We start from the raw sequence: 23,079 nt of genomic DNA, 5'->3' as shown, positions 1-23,079 counted from the left end.
AATCCAACCAATTATACCCATTAAAGAAACAACATCAAGATGATGAGCACATAAGATTATGATTATATTAATAATTGAATTTTCCCATTCAATTGTACAAAATTGCCTTTTAGCTCATTAAGCCTGCATACCATCCAGTAACCTGCTCTCAAACTCTGTGACTCATCATTACTTTCTGTCCGTTTGCCGGCTCAATCTATACTCCCCCGGTGTCAGGCCCGTTTCTTTCTTAAATGCTTTATAAAATGAAGAGCGGGCGTTAAACCCAACCTCAAGTGCAATGTGCAGCACCGAGTCTTGGCTGGTCAGCAGGCGTGATTTCGAGGCTTCAATGCGCCAGTGATTTACAAAATCAAAAAAGTTCATTTGCAGTGTTTCGTTTAACACCTGAGACAGGTAGTTAGGAGAGACACCGCTTACTTGCGAAAGTTTTTGCAGTGTCAGATCGGCATCCAGATAGAGCTGGTTATCTTGCATGGCGTGCGTGATTTTGTTGACTATCCGGGCAGACTGGGACTCATCCAGCGCTGATTTGTGATATTTACTGATTGAGCCTTCACTTAAAGATGTGCCCGGCGCCCTCTGCTTGCTCAGCGCACAATCCGCTTCAGGCGCAAGTAATGGCGAAGTTTGCTGCATGGCAAAAAAAGTGAGGCTCCAGATCAGTATCAGAGCAATAAGCATTTCGCTGCCCAGCGTTAGTATGGTGTGCCCCAGCAAGCTGGACAGGAAGGCTGAGCTCAGTGCCAACACCCAGATACACACCGCGATAAAAACGAGCCTTTTGGCAGCAAATATTCTGGGATCGTCAAGATTGGAATAACGTGCTTTTAGTGCCGCTCTGAAAGCCAACAGACGCTTTGTTATCATCAGCAGGGTTAACCCACACTCCAACAACCACAAGCACATCAGCACCAGCATAGAACCGGCCAGTATTACAACGTATAGACCGCCTGGCACCTCATCTGTGACAAATAGTGCCTGGTGCTGCTGCATCGGTAATAAAGCCATCAAACAAGATACTCCCAGCGCAGGCCATATTAAAACGAATTGCTTTAATGTCGCTTTGCTCAGGGTCCAGTGTGTCTGTGCTGTCAGCCCCTCAATGTACAAGCGCAACGCGGGACACAGTACAAAAAGCATGGGAAACCCTACCACGGTATAGGCCTGATACCTGTCGGGGAATGCAACGGGCACGATTGCATTGAGCGCCAGTACGCCACAGGCAATGAGAAACAACGCCAGCGGCAATCGATACGCACGCGTTGCACGGTTGATCAGCAACACCGGAACACTCATTACCACTTGCCCAAGCAACATTGCCGTGAGCACCATCACAATAGGTTCAGCCACTTCTCTCCCCTGACACTTGAAATAAAGTCATTCCTAGTTATTTGTTTTGTTTACTTTTAATTTTCACTTTGTCACAAAACTGTCCGAGCCTTTACGCCAGGACGACACCTTCATTCAGCGCGACTAGTCTGAGTGCAGCCCGGATACATCAGGGCAAACACCGTGACATGGACACCCAATATGACTTAAGGAACCACGTATGACAATCTCAATGACAACCGCTGACACACCACAGGATGCCCATATTCGCCGCAAACTTGCCACACTGTGGCTGCTGGTCATGCTGAATATGGTTTATGCCGATATTCTGGCCTTTGTCTCGGCCTTTATTACACCGGGTGTTATCGACACGCTGATGAGTGGATATTCCGGCTCTGTTAAGTTATCTCAGCCACTGCTGCTGGTCTCGGCTTTGCTAATCGAAGTGCCGATTATGATGATCCTCTTGTCTCAATTTCTCGGCTACTGGCCAAACCGCGTCTGTAATCTTGTCGCTGTCCCGTTGACGTTTCTGTTTGTACTGGGTGGTGTAGAAACAGATCCGTTTTATCTGTTTCTGGCCGCCATTCAGCTTAGCTTATTGTTGGCCATTGCCTGGACAAGCGTCCGATGGCGCGCGCCTGCCACACTGCCCCAGGGAAGCACCATAAGTTAGCTCAGAACACGCCCAACGCACTCAGGGATAAAAGTAACACGCAGACTCTAAAATACTCAGAAGGAAACAGACACATGAAAAACGCCTCTTTAACAGCCCTCGCACTGCTTATTTGCAGCACCACAGCCTCTGCCAGTATGGAGCGCAGTCTTGCCGCATTCGAAAAAGGGGATCTGCGCCTGGCGCATACGCTTTTGAACCAACAACACACCACTGACTATCAAAAGCCGTTGCTTCTGGCCCGCATTGCGCTAAAAAAAGATCAGGACGAAGCTGCGCTGCAACACATAGAAAATGCACTCGCTCAGCACCCCAACAACCCCGAGCTCTATTTTGCCCATGTTGAAGTAGTCGCAAAAATCGCTGAGCAGGCAAGTATTTTCAGCGTCTCCGGTTATATTAAAAAGCTCAAAGCCTCGTTTATCAAAGCCGTGGAACTGGCCCCGGATAATGCAGAGTATCGCACTGCGCTGATCAAGTTTTACATTAATGCCCCAGCCCTGTTTGGTGGCGATAAGCAGGCCGCTCTGGCACATATTAAAGAGTTAGAAAAAACCGCGCCCTTTGAAGCCTTCCTGACCCGCTTGCACCTCGCTGGAATGTCAGATGAAAAGGAAGAGTTCGCACGCTTAATTGCCATCGGCCAGCAGAGCTTTGCCACTGATCCGCGCTTCTTTTTTACCCTGGGACAGGTATATCGCGAACGCGACCAAAACGAACAAGCCTTGATTGAATTGCGCAAAGCTGCAACCCTGAAAACAATCCACAGGCAGCAAGAAAAAGCCAGATATCAGGCACTGGTGCTCATTGGCCTGCTTAGCAAGGAATTAGGCAAGTATCACAGCGAAGGTGAGGCGGCATTGCGCAAGTATCTGGAAGAGGCGCCCTATTACTACGATTTACCCGACAAAAGCCAGGTCAAATTCAGGCTGGCCGAGTTAGCCATAGACAGCAGCAAAACCCCAATGGCAAAACAACTGTTGAACGAAGTCCTGACAGAAACACTGAGTAACCAGCTACAGAAAAAAGCCCGCTCTGCGCTGAGAAAGCTAGCCAGAACCTGATCCTTGTTGCCACAGACGGGGTTGTCATGCTCCCTGTTTGTGGCTCATCGCCTGGCAAAATAATTTATCTGTGGCCTTTCTTCCAACTCATTCATATCTTATGTCAGAGATGCAAGTTTGTTATGCACCAATATGAGTCGGTAAATTTTACACACTCTGTAAAACTCACCTACATTGAAATGAATATACCCCGTTTTCATGGCCCTCAAAGCGGAATGAAAATTGAATAGTGTCTATCAGTCTCTCACTTAAGGAGTATCCATGAGCACTGCGCACTACTATCTTGCTCTCTGGCTGTTTACTTTGTTACTAACCATGCTTAGCCTGGACAGCGTGTTTCTGTTGCCTTCCATCTGGCTCAGTGCTTCTGTTGGCTGTGTCTATGTGGCTTACGCCCTGGACAGACCGGGGCTGTTTCGAAAACGGACCACAGGACAAGTACCTTTTTATATCAAGGTTTTACTCATGCCCTATTTTATGGGGGCTCAGCTTTATAACGCCTGGCAACGATATCAGGACAGTGTACCGCCCGTTCAGGAATTGCAAGACAATCTGTTTCTGGCTTGTCGGTTATTTCCAAGCGACATTCCCATGCTGCAATCCAAACAGGTTGAAGCCATTTTAGATGTGACCGCAGAATTTGACGGACTAAACTGGTCTGCCGAAGAACAGGGTCTGTATTATCAGAATATCCCCATTTTAGATCATCAAACGCCCAGCGAAGCTCAGCTGAGGCAGGCATTGAGCTGGCTCAGTGTGATGCATCAGCTCAACAAAAAGGTGGTGGTCCACTGTGCGCTTGGACGCGGTCGCTCAGTGTTTGTGGTTGCAGCGTACCTGATGGCAAAAGACCCATCTTTGTCTGTGGATGATGCCATGCAGTTTATCAACAGCAAACGTCAGACGGCGCGCTTAAACCGTTACCAGCACCGCCGTCTCAGTGCCCTCATGCAGCAGGTACACGACACTCCGAGCCCAGCCTTGCCGATGATCATCAATCCCGTTTCGGGCTCGGGAAAGTGGCATCAATACGATAATCAGGTGATTGGCTTGCTGTGCAGCCAGTACACTCCTCGGTTGCACTTTACAGAAAAAGACACCGATGTTGCGGCACTGGCAAGCAAACTGAGCCAAAACACAGAACGTCTGGTTGCCTGTGGTGGCGATGGCACATTGACTGCCGTAGCCCATGCACTGGTTAACAGCGAGTGTAAATTGGGGTTTATTCCACTGGGTACTGCCAATGCACTGGCGCACGTACTGCTGGGCGTACGCAGTAAGGTCGACCCCATTAATTGCGCTTGTGATACCCTGCTGAGCGAGCACCACATCCGCATAGATACTATGCGCTGCAACGGCGAAACCGGCCTGCTGGTTGCCGCCTTTGGCTTTGAAGCCCAGATGATTGAGCATGCCAACCGCAGTGAAAAAAACCGCAGTGGTCAGCTGGCTTACATCAGCGGTTTTATTAATGCGGTCTCTGATGGTCAAAAGCAACGCGTGACACTCAGTGTGGATGACGAACCACAGCAAAGCCTGGATATTGCCAGCCTGGTGGTGGCCAACGCGGCCCCTGTCACCACTGTGCTGGCCCAGGGCGCGGGTGAGCCGAATTATCAGGATGGCTTACTGGACCTGACGCTGATACGTCATGAGCCGGAGTCGACATCGCGTGCATTGAGTGTGGCACAGCTCATTGCACATGGTATTTCTGGCACAACGGCTCAGGAAAGCGCCGTTTCGCATACCCGCTGCCAGCAAGTCGCTTTACACGCAGACACCGAACAAATACAGTATAGTATTGATGGTGAAGTAAAAAGTGCCGAAAACCTGAACATAGAGGTGAACCCGGATTCACTGTGGATAATGGCACCAAAGCCAGCACAAGACTAATAACAAGGAACCCGAATGAAAACCGTTTTACTGGTTGATGATGACCAGGAATTTACCACAATCGCCGCACGGATCATTGAGTTTATTGGCTGTGACGTATACACCGCAGGCAGTATTGAAGAAGCAAAACAATGGCTTGCGGATATGCGTTTTGATCATCTGTTTCTTGATTTTATGCTGCCCGATGGCAGTGGTCTGCACCTGATAGACCACATTCGCAATCAAAAACTTTCAGCGCACATTACACTTATCACCGGCCATCCGTCTGTTAAAGCCGCGCTGGCCAATATGTGCGACGACCAAATTAACTATCTGACCAAACCCATTGAAGCCGATGACGTTAAGCGCGTATTAAACAGAAATACCACGGCAAAACCGCGTCAGGCAGACCCCTTTGAACGTCATTTTGGCTGTCTTATTGGCCATTCTCCGGCCATGAAAAAGCTGGTCACTATGATAGAGCGGGTTGCCAAAACCAATGCCAATGTGATGTTGATGGGAGAAAGCGGCGCAGGTAAAGAAGTGGTTGCACAGGCCATTCATAACGCCAGCCAGTGCAGCGGTGAACAAGTTGCGATTAACTGTGGTGCGATTGCCAAAGATCTGATCGGCAGCGAATTGTTCGGTCATGAAAAAGGTGCTTTCACCGGCGCCGTCGGCCAAAAGCAAGGGGTCTTTGAACTGGCGCAGGATGGCACTCTATTTCTGGATGAAGTTACCGAAATGCCGATAGAAATGCAGCCCAACCTGTTGCGGGCACTGGAAACAAAAACCGTTACCCGGGTAGGTGGCGCAAAACCCATCGACGTCAACTGCCGGGTAGTGTCTGCTACCAACCGTACTCTGGCTGAAATTGCGCATAAAAACGTACTGCGAGAAGACATTTATTTTCGCCTGGCGGTGTTCCCCATTGAAATCCCGCCCTTGCGTGAGCGTCCAGAGGATATTCCGCTGCTCAGTAAGTACTTTGTGCATCAGCTAAATGAGGAATACAAGACCCACTATCAGCTGAGTGAGCAGGCTCACTCAGTACTGGCCGCACACAGCTGGCCGGGCAACATACGCGAGCTTAAGCATTGCATCCATCGGGCCTTTATTATGGCAGACCCGGATACAACAACACTCACGATAGACGAGATTGTCAGCTCACCATTTACAATCCCACAGGAGAGCCAAGGACAAGTGCAGCCAGCGGGGCCTGCTGCAACAACCGCCAGTGTGGCAGCCCCATCCGCACCAGTAAAAGTCGGAGAAACCATCGAAGAAGTCGAGAAAAAGCTGATTTATCAAACCCTGAACTCGGTTGATGGTAACAAAACCCTGGCGGCCAAAATGCTCGGGATCAGCACCAAAACACTTTACAACCGCTTAAATGCTTATGAGCAATCAACTTCTGAACAATCACCTTCTGAAGATATCCAGTGAAGCGAGGGCAACAATGACAGACAAACCCGATTTAGCAACCCTGATCCATGATGCCAGAAAGCCACTTAATCATATTTCCATGCACGCGGAGCTTATCAAGATCCTGAGCCAACAACCGGGCTCAGAAGCCGAAATCCAGAAATCAGCCGACGACATCATTAAAGCCAGCAAGGCCTGTAGCGAACTGTTACAGACCCTGATGACACAAGACTAGTGGGAGTTGACTTGCACTCACTCAATCAATCAAACCACAAGCAAAAACTGATCTGGCTGGTCCCATTGCTGATCCTTATCGGGATCGTGTTAGTGGCCGCGCTGGGATTGAAAAATACCGATGAAATCGCCCGGATCCAGCGCAGTTTGCAAAATACCGGCGAGGTCATGCTGAGGGTCGATCAGCTGCACATTGATATTCTTAATGCCGAATCAGGGCAACGCGGCTACCTTATTTCTCAGCGTGAAAGCGATCTGAACCCATATAAGATTGCGCTAAAAAAGTTCGAGCACAGTCTGCAACAGGCGCAGACCATTCAGTCGGAAAGTCCGCCACAGCAAAAGCGCCTTGAACGTTATATTCAGCATGCCCAGATAAAGTTTGAGTCGCTGTCGGCAAGCGTAACCCTTGCCCGTGACAAGGAGCAGTTTGAGCCACACAGAATGCTGGACGACGTACGAAGTACAGGAATAAACCTGCGCACCATGTATGCCACCATCATGCGTGAAGAAACTGAGATCCGGAACCTGCTGATGGCGCGGCTGACACAGGCGCGTGAAACTGCACAGAACAACCTGATCTGGTTTACGATATTAAGCATTGCGGTCAGCACCTTATTTTTATTATTTTTACTTAAGCACCTCCATGATATTCGCAGCTCAAAGGAACAGATAGAAAGTTACAATGAGCAATTAGAAGACAAAGTAAAAGAGCGCACCCAGGCGCTGGAGCTTTACGCCGATGAGCTGGCCCGCAGCAACCGGGAGCTCGAAGACTTTGCCTTTATCGCCTCACACGATTTACAAGAGCCACTGCGCAAAATTCGCGCCTTTTCCGATCGCATCAAGGCCAATTACGAAACACTACTGGATGACAGAGGTAAAGACTATCTGTCGAGAATGGACAACGCCGCAACCCGCATGTCGGTATTAATTACTGACCTGCTTGCGCTGTCCCGCGTAACCACCAAAGGCAAGGAATTCGAAGACGTGGCACTGAACCCGCTGATTAACACAGTTCTGGATGACCTTGAAATCGCAATCAATGACGCCCAGGCCTGCATTCAGGTCGACCCTTTACCAACCATTGAAGGCGACCCAAGTCAGCTCCATCAGCTGTTTTTGAATTTGTTATCCAACGCCATGAAATTCCGCCGCGAGGGCGTACCACCAAAGATCACCATTACCATGAGCCAGACCACCGCACCTAATAAGTTGCTTGAAGACATTGAATGCGACTGGCTGGAAATTGATGTGACCGACAATGGCATTGGCTTTGCCGCCGAATACAGCGAAAAAATATTTACCCCATTTCAGCGCCTGCACAATCGCAAAACCTATGCAGGCACCGGAATTGGTCTGGCCGTGTGCCGACGCATTGTCGAGCGTCATGGCGGACAGATCAGCGCACACAGTATTGAAGGCCAGGGCACCACTTTTCGGATCCTGCTGCCCGACCTTGCTTCCACTCTCACCTTAAAGGATACCATTGATGAGCAGTTTACCAACCAGACGCATTAATATTTTGATGGCAGACGACGATGAAGACGATCGTTTGCTAACCCAGGACGCCCTGCAGGAAAGCCGGGTGCTGAACAACCTGAACTTTGTGCAAGATGGGGTTGAGCTGCTGGCATATCTTAACAATGAACCGCCGTTCGAAGACAAAACCAAACACCCCCGTCCCAGTATTATACTGCTGGATTTGAACATGCCACGCATGGATGGACGTGAGGCGCTGCAAAAAATCAAGAGCAACCCCACACTGCGTTCAATCCCTGTGGTGATCCTCACCACCTCAAAAGAAGAAGAAGACAAACTCAGAGGGTACGACCTTGGCGCGGCTTCGTACATCTCCAAACCCGTGAACTTTGATGGCCTGGTAGAGCTGATGCGTCAGCTGGGGAAATACTGGATCGAAATCGTCGAGTTACCTTAGGAGGCACAGATGCAACATGCGCAGCTGGTCAAGCTACTACTGGTAGAGGACGACGAAGACGACTATATACTGGCACTGGATTACTTACAGCAAATACCTAACTATCAGTTTGAAGTAACCTGGCTCAGTGAACTCGATGAGGTGCTTCAGGCACTGGAGTCTGATCAGTTCGATCTCTGCCTGCTTGACCATCAGCTTGGCGGACATACCGGCCTGACCATTCTTAAAGCCGCCAAAGCGCTGCCCATTAATACCTCCTTTATGATGCTCACAGGCCAGGCCGACGAGGTGCTGGACGCCGATGCCCAGGCTTTGGGCGCAGAAGATTTCTTGCTTAAATCTGAGATCAGCAGCCCGCGCTTTATCCGCGCGATCCGCTATGCTCTGTCCCGTCGGGAGCTTGAAAGTGAGCGTCTGGAGCGGCTGCGGGCACAGGCCACCAGCCGCGCCAAAGACCGCTTTTTGGCGCATCTGAGTCATGAGTTACGCACCCCGCTGACCTCTATCATGGGCTACACCGATCTGTTGCTAACCCGCAGCGAGCTGGACAATATCAAACCTGAGCTGTCTATCATTCACAACAACAGCCAGCATTTACTTAACCTGCTCAATGACGTGCTGGACTTGTCGAAAATCAACGCCGATAGCCTGCAAGTTGAGCCAAGTGAGATCTGCCTGGCCTCGTTACTTGCCGATCTGCACAGCCTGTTTTCCATGGCTGCGGATAAAAAGGGCCTGCAGTTTGAGATTCACACCGACGCGCATTTACCCGCTTATATCGAGTCTGACGAAAAACGTCTTAAACAGGTGCTAATCAACCTGGTTTACAACGCCATAAAATTCACGCCAAGTGGGCAGGTCTCAATTGAAGTGCGGCCAGCCGCTGAAGGTAAGCTCAGTTTTTCGATTGAGGATACCGGCATTGGTATTCCTCAGGATAAACTGACACATATTTTTAAGCCCTTTGAGCAGGTGCAGGACAGTACCACGCGCTCTGAGGAAGGTGCCGGCCTTGGACTGGCCATCAGCTCAGCCCTGATCCGTCTGCTTGGGGGAAGTTTACAGGTTGAGTCAAGCGTGGGCAGCGGCAGTACCTTCAGCTTTACTATTGAGCCGGGCCAATGTTCCGGCCAGCTTGGTCAGCTAGATCTGCTTGGTACCACAGTAAATAGGCCTTCGACAAGGATAACGAATTTATCCGGTAAGGTGCTCATCGTTGAAGATTTGCCCGAAATTCGCCAGTTGCTGGGGCAACTCATTACAGCCACGGGTGCCCAGGTCTGCTTTGCGGAAAATGGCAAAGTTGCGTGTGATTTACTCACTCAGGCTGATGCGGATTTTGACCTGGTGTTTATGGATTTACACATGCCGGTATTAAACGGCAAAGACACCATTGTAAAACTGCGCGCACAGGGCATTAGTACACCGATTATCTCACTGACGGCCGCAGCTCAAAAGGGCAATCTGGATACCCTCAAAGCCCTCGGCTTTAACGATACGCTGACCAAACCTATTAACGTTACTGGGCTTGAATCCTGCTTACAGGATTATTTATCCGCACAACCAGCGCAAGACGGGCTCACTACACAGCCGGGTGATTCACACATCAAAAACAAACGGATTTTACTGGTTGAAGACGACCCGGATGCACGCAACTTAATGAAGCTACTGCTGGAGTCTCTGGAATGTGAAGTCATCGCTGCGGGCAGCTGTGCTGAGGGCCTGAGCGAGCTAGAAAAACACGCAGATTTTGATGTGGTGATGCTGGATCTGAATTTACCCGATGGCTCCGGGCTGGCATTGGTTGCAGCAGCTCATAAGCGCCAGAGCCCGGCTAAACTGGTGGTGGTCAGCGGCAGTGAGCCCGACCCGGACGCCCTGCTCTCTTACCCGGTCAGCCAGGTGTTACTTAAACCCGTTTCGCTTCCCGATTTGGCCGCCATTGTGCAAAGCGCATAAAAAAGGCACGCTGTGCGTGCCTAAAAGTCCAGGGAGTTATCTTTTACATTAAGAGCGTTCATCAACAACGGTCAGCTTGTTGTTAACGCGCTTTACATCGTCTGCATTGGCTGCAATATTCACGACTAACTGTTTCTCGGCGTCTGACTCGACTTCACCGGTAAGCGTCACAGTTTGATTGTCGACATCAACATCGATATCGGTACCACTGATGTCGGTATCAAACAGCAGACGGGTTTTAATCACTGTCGCGATTTTGGCATCAACAAAGTCAGACTCTGCATCGCCTTTGTCCTCTTTATCCTTTTTCTCTGGTACCACAGTTAAACGGTTGTCTACCTCTTTTACACCGTCAATACCAATCAACAGCTCAGTTGCCAGTTTTTTATCAACGCTGTGGTCGACCTTACCTGTGAGGATCACCACGCCGTTTTTCACGTCTGTGTTGATATCGAACGAATTCAGGTTGCCATTGAACAGTAATGTGGCCTCGGCTTTACCGTCTATCCAGGCATCGCTGGCCTCTTTTTCCCACTGATTGTCAGCAGCATTAACCGCAGTAGTTGAAAAAGCCGTAGCAAAAGCTAGAGTTAAAATTGTGCGTTTCATAATCATTCTCCTTGTGGATGAGTTCACTTTCACAGGTGCAGCTTGCATGCCAATTCCCTTAACCATTTAAAATCAAGTAGTTAGGTGATTCCCTCTGCCTTTTGCCTGTATCTTTTACATACCAGCGTGGAACTATTTACTGGCAATTTCTACACAGATCAGCGCGATTTTTACTAACCTATTGAAATTAAATACATCGCTCAATGGCACGCTCCCTGCTGCTATCACCAGATACAAATAAGGAGGCGTTATGTCATTTACATTTACCCCACAAGACTTCTGGTCGCTGATCAACGAAAAGCTCGTCCACTGGGCCGAACTGACGATTAAGAATTTGCCCAACCTGGTCATTGCAACACTCATTTTTATTGTGTTTGTGATTCTGTCTAAATTCCTTGCGCGCTGGCTGCTGACCTTGCTCAAACGCTTGTTTGAGTCAAACCAGATAGCCGGACTGATTGCGGGGATCTGTCGTGTGATCCTGGTTGCGATCGGGTTTTTCTTTGCCCTGGATATTATGGGGCTGTCAAAAGCGGTGGCGTCACTACTTGCCGGTGCCGGCATCATAGGCCTGGCAGTCGGTTTTGCCTTTCAGGATATGACCGAAAACATGATAGCCGGAGTTGTAATGGGTATTCGAAAACCATTTCGGGTTGGCGATGTGGTGGAAGCCGGCGACACCTTCGGCACCGTCCGCCGAATTAACCTGCGCAATACTTTAATTGAGAACTTTTATGGTCAGCTGGCCATAGTGCCCAACAAGATCCTGTTTAAAAATGAATTGATCAACTACTCCCGCCTGGCCACCCGACGAATAGAAATAGAAGTAGGGATCTCTTATGCCGATGATATCGAGCAGGCCGAATCTGTGATAGTGGAGGCCATAAACGAGCTGGATGGCGTCATAAAACAACACGAAACCGATGTGTATGCCTGCGGGTTTGGTGACAGCTCTGTCAATCTGCTGGTGTGGTTCTGGATTGACTATCCCGGTGAGATTGGCTTTATGCAGATGCGCCACAAAGCCATTATTGCAATTCACAGAACCCTGGAAGAAAACGACATTCTTATTCCCTTTCCTATTCGTACGCTGGATTTTAATGCCAAAGGCGGTGCTAACCTGGAGGACATGCAAATCAATATGCGCCAGCGTACACACAAACCGCAAGGTGAGAAAGAAGTACAGAGTCGTTAAGCGTAAAAGTTACAGACTCAAGGTAAAGCTTGCATCGTCCGTTTAATCAAAGAAGCATAAATATATGATATTAAACGAATTTAAAGCTGGCACGGGCAATGCATTAGTCTAAGCAACAAACAAACTTAAGCAATCAAGTAAGGAGTTAAACGATGACACATTCGAACTACGATATGGAACCGTTGAAGGAATTAGTCAAGGTGCTCAATGGTGGCATGGAGTTTTACAAAGACGCCAAAGACAAAGTAGACGATGAGCGCATCAGTGCCATTTTCAACACCATGATCACTGAAAAGGTTCAGGCTATCTCGAAGTTGCAAACCTACGCGCTGATTGATGAAGGCGAGCACGAGACTGACTCTGACATGCTGGTTACGTTGCGTGAGCATTACACTAAGGTGCTGGGTGTATTGAGTACTGACAAAACACACACCTACATATCTCAGCTGGAAGAAGTAGAGGACAAGGTGCTAGATAAAGTGGCCGATGCGCTGGAGCAACAATTACCACCTCAGTGTGTTCAGGACTTAAGACAAGTTCAGGTCCGCATGCAGGCTTGCCATGACGAAATGAAAGCACTTCAGGAATTGACCGCCTAGTTGTACAGGTCACATCACTGACTTAGCAGGGCTGTTGCCCTGCTTAACAAAACACCGACAGGAGGTTCACATGTTACGTTGGTCACTTGGATTTTTAGTACTTGCACTGATCAGTGCCATCTTAGGCTTTGGGGGCATCGCCGGTGCCGCAGCAGGCATAGCACAAATACTGTTCTTTGTGTTTATTGCGCTGGTTTTGCTGTCGTTTGTGCTGCCTGTGATTAAAAAGCCAAACGCTTAGCAGCCGCAAGTAACCTCATTGAATTGATTAAGGAGCACATTATGAACCACATTATTACTGCACTACAAGCCACTTTATTTATCACCATTTTAGGTCTGGCTGGTTGTTCTGACGGCCCGGCAGAAAATGCAGGCGAGCGCGTAGACGAGGCCATCACTGATGTACAGAACAAGGCTGAAGACCTGTGCGAAGAAGCCAAAGAAAACCTTAATGCAGAAAACGAAAACTGCTAACAGAGGGCATGCCAGCTCAACACTGAGCTGGCCCTTTCGTTTACCTTTATTTACTCGCTAACCCCCGCTTGTCTCAGCCTTTTTGTACTTTTGTTTCGAATGTGATTACAATCCCACAACAATTAAGTTAAACACATTTTGGGCCTAGCTCGCTTCACTAATAAACGGGTCACACCCGAATGTCACAAAGGACAGACATGAGAACAATAAAACTAAGCGCTCTTGCCGGAGCTGTTTTACTGGCCAGCGCATGCAGCCAGACGACACCTACACAAAACACAGACACTCAGGCTAGCCAACAACAGGTTCAGCCACCCGTTGCAAAAAAAATACCTCATGTAACCGAGATCCACGGTTACAAACTGGTCGACAATTATCACTGGCTGCGGGATGACACGCGCAGTTCAACTGAGGTGCTGTCTCACCTGGAGCAGGAAAACCGTTACGCCGATGCAAAGCTGGCGCCGATTGATACGCTGCGCACAACGCTGTTTGAAGAAATAAAAAATAAAATCGCCAAAGACGATCGCAGCGTACCGTTAAAACGCGGTGATTATTATTACTTCAGTGAAGTGAAGGGCAGCCAGGAATACCGTGCTTACTATCGCAGCCAACACGCCGATGGCAGTGATGCCACAGAGATTTTTAACGCCAATGAGCGCGCCGAAGGTCAGTCATATTATGGCCTGGGCGCACTGAGTGTGAGTCCGGATGGTAAACTCATGGCGTTTGCGGAAGATACCCTCAGCCGCCGTATCTACACAATCAGCGTGAAAAACCTGGAAACCGGTGAAATCTACACAGACAAGCTCGAAGGCGCAGCACAAAGCATTGAATGGGGCAATGACAATCGCAGCATTTACTATATCAAAAAAGACCCGGTCACTTTGCTCGGTTTTCAGGTCTTTCGCCATGTATTAGGTGAGGACCAGTCAAAAGATGAACTGGTTTACGAAGAAAAAGATAATACTTACTACACTTACCTGACCAAAAGCAAAGACGGCAGTGAGGTCTACATTGTTCACCATGCGACTGAGTCAAAAGGACTCTCTATCCTGGATGCCAATAACCCTAAAGCCAAACCGCAACGTCTGCTGCCACGCACCAAAGGCCACGAGTACGGCCTGCTTAAACAGGGCGATTTCTATTTCATTTACACCAACGACAACGCCGTCAACTTTAAGCTTATGAAAGCCCACAAGAATGACGTAGCGGACAAAGGTAAGTGGAAAACCATCATTGCACATAACCCAGACGCTAAGCTCGAAGAAGTAGAGCTGTTTAATGATCACCTGGTGTATCAGTCTCGCGTTGAAGGCATAGGCACACTGAATGTGTTAAACCTGAAAACCCAAAAACGCCAAACACTGACCTTTAATGATCCTGCCTATATGGCCTCGATGACAGGTAACTACGAGCTGGATAGCCAGTTTGTTCGGGTTAGCTATCAGAGCATGACCACGCCCAATACCATTTATGATATTGACCTCAATACGCTGGAAAAAACACAGCGTAAACAAACCAAGGTTTTGGGCGACTTTAATGCCGATGACTATGCCTCTGAGCGCCTGTTTATTGAAGCCAGAGATGGGGTCAAGGTCCCCGTGACACTGGTCTATAAAAAATCAATGTTCAAAAAAGACGGTACTAACCCGTTATTGCAATATGGCTACGGCTCATATGGCGTAACCTTTGACCCTAACTTCCGTGTCAGCACGCTGAGCTTGCTGGACCGTGGCTTTGTGTATGCCATTGCACATATTCGCGGCTCGCAGACACTGGGCAGACCTTGGTATGAAGACGGTAAAAAGCTGAATAAAAAGAACACTTTTAATGATTTTATTGATGTCACCAAGGCACTGGTTAAGTCGGGTTATGGCGACTCTGAACGTCTTTATGCCCGAGGCGGCAGCGCAGGAGGCCTGTTGATGGGCGCGGTGATCAACCAAGCGCCTGAGCTGTATCACGGTGTCCACTCTGCAGTACCTTTTGTGGATGTGATCAACACTATGCTGGACGATTCATTACCACTGACCACCAACGAATACGACGAGTGGGGCAACCCGAATGAGAAGGTCTATTTTGACTATATGCGTTCATACTCTCCGTACGATCAAGTGAGCGCGCAAAACTACCCCAACATGCTGGTCACCACAGGTCTGCATGACTCTCAGGTACAATACTTTGAGCCTGCCAAGTGGGTGGCCAAACTGCGCGAGTATAAAACAGACAACAACACCTTGCTGTTAAAAACCGATATGGAAGCCGGTCACGGTGGCGCATCGGGCCGCTTTAAGCGCATCAACGATATTGCACTGAGCTATGGCTTTATCATTGGTCTGGCTGAAGGCAAACTATAGCACGCTCGTTACACTCATCCCCGGTTGTTCAACCGGGGACACAAGCCATAACCACCTGTAAAGTTATGGCATACCTCTCCCGCTTTTAAATTCGCTGCACTTTTTTTGACAGGCATGACACATTCAGGTCCTGGGCACGACTAACCAAATAACATCAACAACAAAAAGCAGGGACAAAGTGGATACGCAACCTTCATTCGAACAAATGCTCGCTGAGAACGACGGGCGAATACGGTACATCGCTTCACGCTATGGCGGTCCGGGCGAGCGCGATGATATGTACCAGGAGATCCTACTGCAATTGTGGCGCAGCTATGAAAGCTTCTCCGGGCGCGCATCAATCGGCACCTGGGTGTATAAAGTGGCGCTCAACACCGCCAATTCATTTGTTAGAAACAGGGTCAAGCGCAACGACCTCCACCACAGCATATCAAATCACGTTGCGCAGCAATCTGAAGCTGAGCATACAGGCTGCCAGGCCGATATTCTGACGCAGTTTATGGATCGGCTGGGCGATATTGATGTGGGCGTCCTCATCATGTACCTGGATGGGCTTAAATCGGAGGATATTGCAGAGGTCCTGGGAATAAGCGATAACGCAGTGCGTTCGCGGATCAAACGCATTAAGCGTGAGTTTGAGCAAAACTTTGTAGGAGATGAGTCATGAAACTGGATGATCTAAAGCAAAATTTCGAGCAACAAATTCAATCGAGCAGCTCAGAGGCAGAACTGACACTACAGGTCGACGAACTGAAAGCCAAAACAAAAAAATATCAGCGCGACATTAAGGTGCGCGATTTTATGGAGATCTCCATTTCATTGCTGCTTATCCCCGTCTGGCTGTATGGCCTGACTATCAGTGTTAACTGGATGCAGTCTTTGGGCTGTGTGCTGGCAACGCTCAGCAGCTTGTATATTCCGTATAAACTGCTCAAAGCCCGACGTCTGACCCCCTGCAAAGATGACAGTATCCGTGCGTATTTACACCAGGAGCAGCAGAGGCTTGCTCAGCAAAAACAACTACTGGAGAACATTGTCTGGTGGTACATAGCACCGGTCTTTGTCAGTGTTATGCTGATCACGCTGGGCGCCAACATGGATGATAACGGGGTGATTCAACTCGATACGCACATGCAATTGTATTACCTGATTGTGCTGCTCGGTATGGTGGGGATCTACTTTTGGAATAAACGCGCCGCCGAGAAAAGGTTTGGACCTTTGCTTGCGCGCGTGGAGCAGCAGCTTAATGAGTTGAGCGACGAATAAACACATCACGTTGAGCCCCGGCAGACTTACCGGGGCTCAACGTACTAGATAGCCTGCACAGGTTCTGCTTCATAGGCCTGATGAAGCAGCGTGCGCAAAGACTCAGACTCTCTCAGGCTGTGCCCGGAAATTTCTGCTACCGCCACACCTGGCGTCCAGGAGTTCATCACCACAGCCCCGCGCAGCGATGGCACACGGCTCAAGGTGACCGGCTCGGTACGCTGCTCGATATTAAGTAACCTTAGCTGCCGCTGTAGCACACTCATCATAGTGCCTTGTAGTTTAGGAGCCTGTGGCCAAATTACCGCTTCGCCATCCCAAAAGGCCAGGTTCCAGATGGTTCCCTCACTCAAACAACCGGTACTATCTAGGAATACCGAATCATCATAGCCCTGCTCTACCGCCCTGTGGAGATAGTAAGTTTTGCTGATTTCGCCGACATGCTTAATGTCTGGCAATGGCCGACTATATTCCGTAGCCAGCAGCGTAAGCGGTCCGGTTGGTCCGTTTGCAGGCGCGCCAGTGCGTACCATTATCTCAGGTTGACCATTCATGCTGGCAGAGGTGAACTCTCCATGGGCAGAGTACACAGTTACGGTCAAAGAGGCGTCTTTGTCCGATGCTGCCATGGCAGCGCGCACTGAAGCCAGAATGTCAGCATCAGGCCGCGCCTGTCCAAACAGCGCCACCGACGCGTTACGTAACCTGTCCAGATGCAAGTCCATACCTTTTACCCTGCCATCTCGTACCTGCATGGCAGTAAAATGTGCAAAGCCGGCAAAGGCTAGGGGGCTCATCTGTGGCTCTTGAATTAACTGGCCATTAAGTACAGTTTGCGGTGTAAAGGTGTGTTCATTCATACAATTAACTCCCGGTTTGAATGCATTGATGGAAGCCAGTACTATAAACCCTGACAGTACTGTGAGAGTCAAGGGAGCAAAATGAAAATTGGTGAATTATCGAAACAAACAGGGATTAGCATACGTATGCTGCGCTACTACGAAGAGCAGGGCTTGCTGCACCCTAGCCGCACCCATTCAGGCTATCGTGACTACAACTCAAAGGACATACAAACACTGACACGTATCCAGTTCTTAAGTGGTGCGGGCATGACGCTCAGTACCATTTTACAGTTCCTGCCCTGTATTCGTGGTGACAGACCCATTTTTGAGCCCTGCGACGAGCTTCGAACCCTGTTGCATCGCGAAATAAAAGCGGTTGATGAACAAACGGCGCGGCTGGCCGAGAGTAAAGCGATACTGAGTCAGTTTTTAACAGAGATTGAGCAGGGGTAAAGTGATTATCTCTGCACTTTAAAGCTGCATACCACATCTGTAGCGGGGATAAACCGCCGCCGCCCAAGACAATAGTATTAAAAACACCACATTATGTATTTATTAAATGAACAAAACTGATAACATAAAAGAAACCATCTATTAACCAAAAATTAGAAGGATACTTTTATGAAACTAAAGTCAGCACTGCTACTGGGCGCATTATGGATGCTCCCCTTCAAATCGCTCGCAGCTATGGACTTGGCCCAATACAAACATCAAGCCTTATACGGAGATAAAAGCCGCTGCATGGGCGCGAGACCACCGATCCTTATTTCAGAGCCTATTGACTATGCCCTGCACGTTGGTGCCATAACCGAGCGCGCCGCAATCTGGGGCAAAGCCAATGGCTACTACCCAGTTCTCAGCAGGTTCAACAATCAGGTGATGTTGATCTGCCAATTATCCTAACTTGCCGGTGCCTCTGACCCTCAGAGGCACTTTACTGCTCAGGTTACTCCCGGGTTCACGCGCTCTTCAATACAGCACATGGTTTTCCAGCAAGATGCAGGCTCACCAGTTGCGTGATCTTATCCTTCAGCCAGCCAGGACCAAAGTCGGCAATATCATCATGGCGCGCCCTGGGAATGGTCACCACACAGCTACCAAATTCGGCTTGCTCTGCCTCGCTGGGTAACACGCCCGGGTCTGCCGCAAAGTCGCTGGCACGGATCGACAGCACCTTGATACCCTTGGTTTTTGGCAGTGGTACACGGCGGTGGTCTAAGGTAATGATCTGTTTTACATAGGGCTTGCCTTCATTACCCAGCCAGGCAGAAATATCACCCCCATTAGAGTGGCCAACCAAAGTTAAATGATTAAAATCGTACCCTGTTATGCTGCGTTGTAATTCCCCCTGTAAAAACGCCAGTGTTTTTGCACCCCGCTGCCAGTTCTCGCTGCGCGTTTCAAACAAATTACCAGAGACAGACAGCGGCGGATCACCCGGCAACTCATGTCCAATTGCGACCACCATATATCCATGTTGATTCAGCACTTTAGCTAAAAAGGTGTAAGCGGTATGCGATATACCGTAGCCCGCGCCAAAAAACGCCACCGGACAAGGGGCTTTGTCACTGCATTGTGCGTGAGATTTGGGATAAGTGATCTCAACCGGAATGGCCCTGTCACGGGCTTTATCGTAAACACTGGCAGGTTGAATATCGGCCGCAGCTGTACTCAGCCAGCAGGCAGCTGTCAGACAAAATCCTTTTAAAAACTTCATAAAAACTCCTGAACTACATTGTTAAAAAGCCGTATTATGCGGCTTTGAAACGTCCAATACCACTTTTTGTACCCGGTTCAAAACCTGATTCCTTTGCTGATGCTGGACGTTATAGCAAGCCTCGACAAACTTCAACGCCAGCAAGATTTGCCGCATGTGCTCCCTTTTTGCCATGCGTGACGAACAGGGAGGCACTTGCGGGAACAAAAAGTTACAGAGTATCGATTTTGTCCTTAATCTGGGCCAGCTGATATTCGTTATCAGCGACCTTAGCGACGTCTTTGAGCGCCAGTTTATAAGCCGCATTGAAAGCCGCCTCACTGGTCGTAACAATGTCTGGCTTCACGCCAACGCCTTCCCAGTTGCTTTTGGTTACAGGATTGATAGCCTTGGCAATAGGAATGCCGGCCCGAAAACCGTTACCCAGCTCGTAGTATTGCCAGGGGTTTGCGCCCCCTTTGGTAACCACCCCCACCAAAGTGGCTCTGCTCAGATGCTTCAGGTTGTAGGCAAACTCTTCAGCTGCCGAGAAGGTTCCTTTGCTCGTGAGCACATACAAGGGAATGGTCAAATTCGCCTTCGCAGCTACCTCTTTTATAGTATAAAACTCGCGGGTGGTGTTGGTGGTGCGCCAGTAGATGCTATTTAAATGCGTTTCGGGCTTTAAAAAATAGCTGCTGATCAGCTGCACCATTTCCCCACTGCCACCACCATTTTTTCTCAGATCAATGAGCAAGGCATCCGCATTGGCCACAAACTTCATCACCCCTGCCACGGTACTTTTTGAGTCATCCGTAACATTATCAAAGCCCCAGAAGTCAATATATCCGACGTTGCCGGGCAAGATCTCAACCTTATTAAAGCCTGAGTTATTGCGCGCCAGTTTAGCGAACCAGGATTCATTTTTTTTCTGTGCCACACCACCACTCGGATCGCGCCACTGCACACTAAAATGCGGGTCGGTTTTTTTCAGCTCTGTGGACAACAAAGCGGCAAATTCATCCTGAGTAACAGCGCCGTGAAAGGCTGGGTTATCTTTGAGTTGACGTAAACTCTTTGTCAGGCCGGGAATTTTGTCTGTTTCAACATAACTGTTTTCAATTTCATTCACTAAAGAGCTGACAACTTCCTGCTTGTTAAGACCCTCATTAGCACTGCTAATACAAGATAGCAGCGCCAAAGGTAAGCCAAAGTACTGAATAAGCCTCATTTGTAATTCCTTCTAATTATTAGTTATTAGGCAGTTAAGATACCCGATTCAGGAAAACGTTCATTTTTTCTCACTGCTCAGGCTTTTTCAGCTCATCGCGGGATTGTTGGGCAAAATAAAGGCGCACCGAAGGGTTATTTTGCCTTTTGCTAACAGACATTAAAAAAGCCGCATTGCGCGGCTTTTCCGTTATTTTTTATATTTTTCGAACCACGCGAGCGTGTGCTCTATTTTACTGATCATCCGCGAAGGACGCCCGGCAATACCATGGGGTGCACCCGGGATTTTCACCAGCACAGAGTCAATCTTACGGTGTTTTAGTGCCTGATAAAACTGCTCGGTTTCAGCCATTGGGGTACGCAAGTCTTCTTCGCCCGTCATCAGCATAGTCGGCGTAGTGACATTGCCTACCAGAGACAGCGGCGAGCGCTCCCAGTAATGATCAACATGCTCCCACGGCATACCTGGGAACTGAGTGGGGATCTGCACCAGGCCACTGTCGGCCGTCAGTACTTTACTTAACCAGTTGATCACCGGCTTAACCACCACAGCAGCATTAAAGCGATCGGTCAGGCCAATGGCATAGGCAGTCGCGATACCGCCCGCAGAGCCACCCGCGATAAACAGGTTATCCTGATCAATAAAGCCTTTGGCAATCATGGCGTCTACACCCGAGTTGTGATCGGCAAAGTCTTCTTTTGAGCTGTACTTGTATTTCAGCAACATGGCAAAGCGCTCACCATATGAGCTACTACCACGATGGTTGTCGTAAAACACCACATAGCCCTGTGCTGCGTAGCGTTGTAACTCAGCCGAGAAATGTGGGCCATAAGCCAGGTGTGGACCACCGTGGATCTCCATCAGCAGCGGGTACTTCTTGCTCGGATCAAAGTCCGGCGGCGTAACGTACCAGCCCTGGATTGGCTCACCATCGAACGATGATTTGTAAGTGATCTCGTGCACTTTACCCAGTGATTTGTGCGCCAGTAAGTCCTCATTCAGGGCTGTCAGCGGCTTCACTTTGCCTTTACTGGTTGTCACTGCCACATCCGCAGGGCGCGAGCTTGAACCTTTGGTAAAGGCGATTTCACCATCAAAGTTGGCGCTGAACTGACCGCTCAGATAAGGCCTGCCCAGCGTGGTGCCCGACAGCGTGTCGGTGAGATCTTTAATTTTGCCTTTAGTGGTAATGGTGGCCAGCTTGCGCATACCATGGTCGTCATAGGCGATGGCAAGCTTAGCGCTGCCTATCCAGCTTGGGTTTTGGATTGAACGGTCAAAGTCTTTCGCAATCATGCGAGATTGCTTGCTTTGCCAGTTCATAATGTTCAGTTTGTGATTGCGGTACGGGTTCAGCTCGCCTGATGAGCTCAAAAACGCCAGCTGCTTGCCATTTTCCGAAAAACTCGGAGAGTGCTCACGACCCGGTGCATTGGTCAACTGTGTGATCTTGCCGTTAAAGCCTACTTCAAACAGATCGCCTTCTAAACGTTTATATTCCCAGTCTGCAATGCGATTAGCCGAGAACACGATACCCTTTGAATCGCTGCGCCAGGCCAGTTTGCCACTGTGGTGATAATTACCTGAAGTCAGCTGACGAGGCGTGCCGCCTTCACTTGGCAACACAAAAATTTGTCTATACCCGGGCTTAACCAAACCGCGCCCGTCCGCCTGATAATAAGCTTTATCAATTACTATGGCCGACTCTGACCACTGCGCGCCTTTGGGCTTAGCAGGCATTTTGGCAATCACTGCCGGCTTTTCTTCTACTTTCTGGCTAAATGCCAGCCATTTACCATCTGGCGACCAGGTCAGGTCACTTATCCCAGACTGTAACTGAGTCAACAATGCTGTGCGATTTTGCGCAATGTAATGCACGTGCACCTGAGTGCTGCCAGACACATCGCTCAGAAAAGCAATTTTACTGCCATCAGGCGACCAGCGAGGCTGATGATAACGGTTTTCGTCTGAGAACAACGGAGACTGTACGCCGGTTTTGGCATCCACCAGCCACAGATTTTGTCTTTTGGCGTCTTTCATTACATCGTTGCTGTTACGCACGTACACCACTTGCTCACCATTGGGCGATATTTGTGGATCGCTTGCATACTCCAGCTCAAAGATATCTTCAGCCTGTAGCCCGGCACTTGCCTGCGCCAATACGGGTAGTGTTGCAAACGCCAGTAAGGAACATTGCAAAGTACGTTTGAGTCCAAAAGGCATGGACAGCCTCCTATTGTTATCATTTTAATAAGAGCCACATAGTTATGCAGTGCGCCACAGATGTCACTTGATACGCGATAAAA

At 49.1% G+C, this 23,079-nt stretch carries 23 protein-coding genes; 17 read left to right on the top strand and 6 right to left on the bottom strand.

The genetic code is table 11. The features are described 5' to 3' along the window. Positions 1-168 precede the first annotated feature (168 nt). Positions 169-1,353: a helix-turn-helix domain-containing protein gene (locus L1285_RS23930; RefSeq protein WP_235413894.1), complete on the bottom strand. Its 1,185-nt coding sequence runs from the start codon at positions 1,351-1,353 to the stop codon at positions 169-171. 199 nt (positions 1,354-1,552) lie between these two features. Here L1285_RS23930 and L1285_RS19595 point away from each other — a divergent pair, with 199 nt between their 5' ends. The 8 genes from L1285_RS19595 to L1285_RS19560 all read left to right on the top strand — a co-directional run bounded on the left by L1285_RS19595 (position 1,553) and on the right by L1285_RS19560 (position 10,501). Beyond that, positions 1,553-2,008 (top strand): DUF6326 family protein, encoded by a 456-nt coding sequence (locus L1285_RS19595; RefSeq protein ID WP_235413893.1) that lies wholly within the window; start codon positions 1,553-1,555, stop codon positions 2,006-2,008. 74 nt (positions 2,009-2,082) lie between these two features. Further along, complete coding sequence (locus L1285_RS19590) at positions 2,083-3,072, top strand: tetratricopeptide repeat protein (protein ID WP_235413892.1); 990 nt, start codon at positions 2,083-2,085, stop codon at positions 3,070-3,072. 261 nt (positions 3,073-3,333) lie between these two features. After that, complete coding sequence (locus L1285_RS19585) at positions 3,334-4,965, top strand: diacylglycerol kinase family protein (RefSeq protein WP_235413891.1); 1,632 nt, start codon at positions 3,334-3,336, stop codon at positions 4,963-4,965. A 15-nt stretch (positions 4,966-4,980) separates the two neighbouring features. After that, positions 4,981-6,390, top strand: coding sequence for a sigma-54-dependent transcriptional regulator (locus L1285_RS19580; protein ID WP_235413890.1), 1,410 nt, complete (start codon positions 4,981-4,983; stop codon positions 6,388-6,390). Between the two features lie 13 nt (positions 6,391-6,403). Then, complete coding sequence (locus L1285_RS19575; protein ID WP_046006493.1) at positions 6,404-6,604, top strand: histidine kinase; 201 nt, start codon at positions 6,404-6,406, stop codon at positions 6,602-6,604. A gap of 11 nt (positions 6,605-6,615) precedes the next feature. Then, on the top strand, positions 6,616-8,124 hold the full coding sequence (locus L1285_RS19570) for a sensor histidine kinase (protein ID WP_235413889.1): 1,509 nt from the start codon (positions 6,616-6,618) through the stop codon (positions 8,122-8,124). Continuing rightward, positions 8,096-8,542, top strand: coding sequence for a response regulator (locus L1285_RS19565; RefSeq protein ID WP_235413887.1), 447 nt, complete (start codon positions 8,096-8,098; stop codon positions 8,540-8,542). Before L1285_RS19570 ends, L1285_RS19565 begins: the two co-directional genes overlap by 29 nt. A gap of 9 nt (positions 8,543-8,551) precedes the next feature. Further along, a complete protein-coding gene (locus L1285_RS19560) occupies positions 8,552-10,501 on the top strand; it encodes a hybrid sensor histidine kinase/response regulator (RefSeq protein ID WP_235413885.1) in 1,950 nt (649 codons plus the stop codon). 48 nt (positions 10,502-10,549) lie between these two features. Here L1285_RS19560 and L1285_RS19555 read toward each other — a convergent pair whose 3' ends face one another. Further along, positions 10,550-11,110 carry a BON domain-containing protein gene (locus L1285_RS19555; protein ID WP_235413884.1) on the bottom strand — a complete coding sequence of 187 codons (561 nt, stop codon included), beginning with the start codon at positions 11,108-11,110 and terminating at the stop codon, positions 10,550-10,552. Positions 11,111-11,360: 250 nt separating this feature from the next. Here L1285_RS19555 and L1285_RS19550 point away from each other — a divergent pair, with 250 nt between their 5' ends. The 7 genes from L1285_RS19550 (at position 11,361) to L1285_RS19520 (ending at position 17,004) form a co-directional block, all read left to right on the top strand. Further along, entirely contained in the window at positions 11,361-12,305 is a 945-nt protein-coding gene (locus tag L1285_RS19550) for a mechanosensitive ion channel family protein (protein WP_235413883.1), read from the top strand. A 152-nt stretch (positions 12,306-12,457) separates the two neighbouring features. Then, positions 12,458-12,904, top strand: coding sequence for a PA2169 family four-helix-bundle protein (locus tag L1285_RS19545; protein WP_235413882.1), 447 nt, complete (start codon positions 12,458-12,460; stop codon positions 12,902-12,904). Between the two features lie 70 nt (positions 12,905-12,974). Next, the gene (locus tag L1285_RS19540) at positions 12,975-13,145 is read left to right on the top strand and encodes a DUF1328 family protein (protein WP_235413881.1); all 171 of its coding nucleotides are present in this window, start codon (positions 12,975-12,977) and stop codon (positions 13,143-13,145) included. A 41-nt stretch (positions 13,146-13,186) separates the two neighbouring features. Continuing rightward, positions 13,187-13,378: a hypothetical protein gene (locus L1285_RS19535; protein ID WP_125779337.1), complete on the top strand. Its 192-nt coding sequence runs from the start codon at positions 13,187-13,189 to the stop codon at positions 13,376-13,378. A gap of 197 nt (positions 13,379-13,575) precedes the next feature. Continuing rightward, positions 13,576-15,738: a S9 family peptidase gene (locus tag L1285_RS19530; protein ID WP_235413880.1), complete on the top strand. Its 2,163-nt coding sequence runs from the start codon at positions 13,576-13,578 to the stop codon at positions 15,736-15,738. A 178-nt stretch (positions 15,739-15,916) separates the two neighbouring features. Continuing rightward, entirely contained in the window at positions 15,917-16,405 is a 489-nt protein-coding gene (locus L1285_RS19525; RefSeq protein ID WP_235413879.1) for an RNA polymerase sigma factor, read from the top strand. Beyond that, positions 16,402-17,004, top strand: a complete 603-nt coding sequence (locus L1285_RS19520; protein ID WP_235413878.1) for a hypothetical protein — start codon at positions 16,402-16,404, stop codon at positions 17,002-17,004. Before L1285_RS19525 ends, L1285_RS19520 begins: the two co-directional genes overlap by 4 nt. Positions 17,005-17,048: 44 nt before the next feature. On the opposite strand, the gene L1285_RS19515 is transcribed toward L1285_RS19520, so the two are convergent. Then, entirely contained in the window at positions 17,049-17,864 is an 816-nt protein-coding gene (locus tag L1285_RS19515; RefSeq protein ID WP_235413876.1) for an aminotransferase class IV family protein, read from the bottom strand. Between the two features lie 81 nt (positions 17,865-17,945). On the opposite strand from L1285_RS19515, the gene L1285_RS19510 reads away from it, so the two are divergent. Next, positions 17,946-18,299 carry a MerR family transcriptional regulator gene (locus L1285_RS19510; protein ID WP_235413874.1) on the top strand — a complete coding sequence of 118 codons (354 nt, stop codon included), beginning with the start codon at positions 17,946-17,948 and terminating at the stop codon, positions 18,297-18,299. 168 nt (positions 18,300-18,467) lie between these two features. Next, complete coding sequence (locus tag L1285_RS19505; RefSeq protein WP_046006507.1) at positions 18,468-18,749, top strand: hypothetical protein; 282 nt, start codon at positions 18,468-18,470, stop codon at positions 18,747-18,749. Positions 18,750-18,804: 55 nt separating this feature from the next. Here the strand turns inward: L1285_RS19505 and L1285_RS19500 are convergent, their stop codons facing one another. The 3 genes from L1285_RS19500 to L1285_RS19490 form a co-directional block, all read right to left on the bottom strand. Next, the gene (locus tag L1285_RS19500) at positions 18,805-19,563 is read right to left on the bottom strand and encodes an alpha/beta hydrolase (protein ID WP_235413872.1); all 759 of its coding nucleotides are present in this window, start codon (positions 19,561-19,563) and stop codon (positions 18,805-18,807) included. 211 nt (positions 19,564-19,774) lie between these two features. Next, entirely contained in the window at positions 19,775-20,773 is a 999-nt protein-coding gene (locus L1285_RS19495; RefSeq protein WP_235413871.1) for a S41 family peptidase, read from the bottom strand. Between the two features lie 189 nt (positions 20,774-20,962). After that, positions 20,963-22,996 carry a S9 family peptidase gene (locus L1285_RS19490; protein WP_235413869.1) on the bottom strand — a complete coding sequence of 678 codons (2,034 nt, stop codon included), beginning with the start codon at positions 22,994-22,996 and terminating at the stop codon, positions 20,963-20,965. Positions 22,997-23,079 lie beyond the last annotated feature (83 nt).

The sequence above is a fragment of the Pseudoalteromonas sp. DL2-H2.2 genome, assembly GCF_021532535.1.
GTDB lineage: Bacteria > Pseudomonadota > Gammaproteobacteria > Enterobacterales > Alteromonadaceae > Pseudoalteromonas > Pseudoalteromonas rubra_A.
This window is presented reverse-complemented; position numbering and strand designations above follow the sequence as displayed.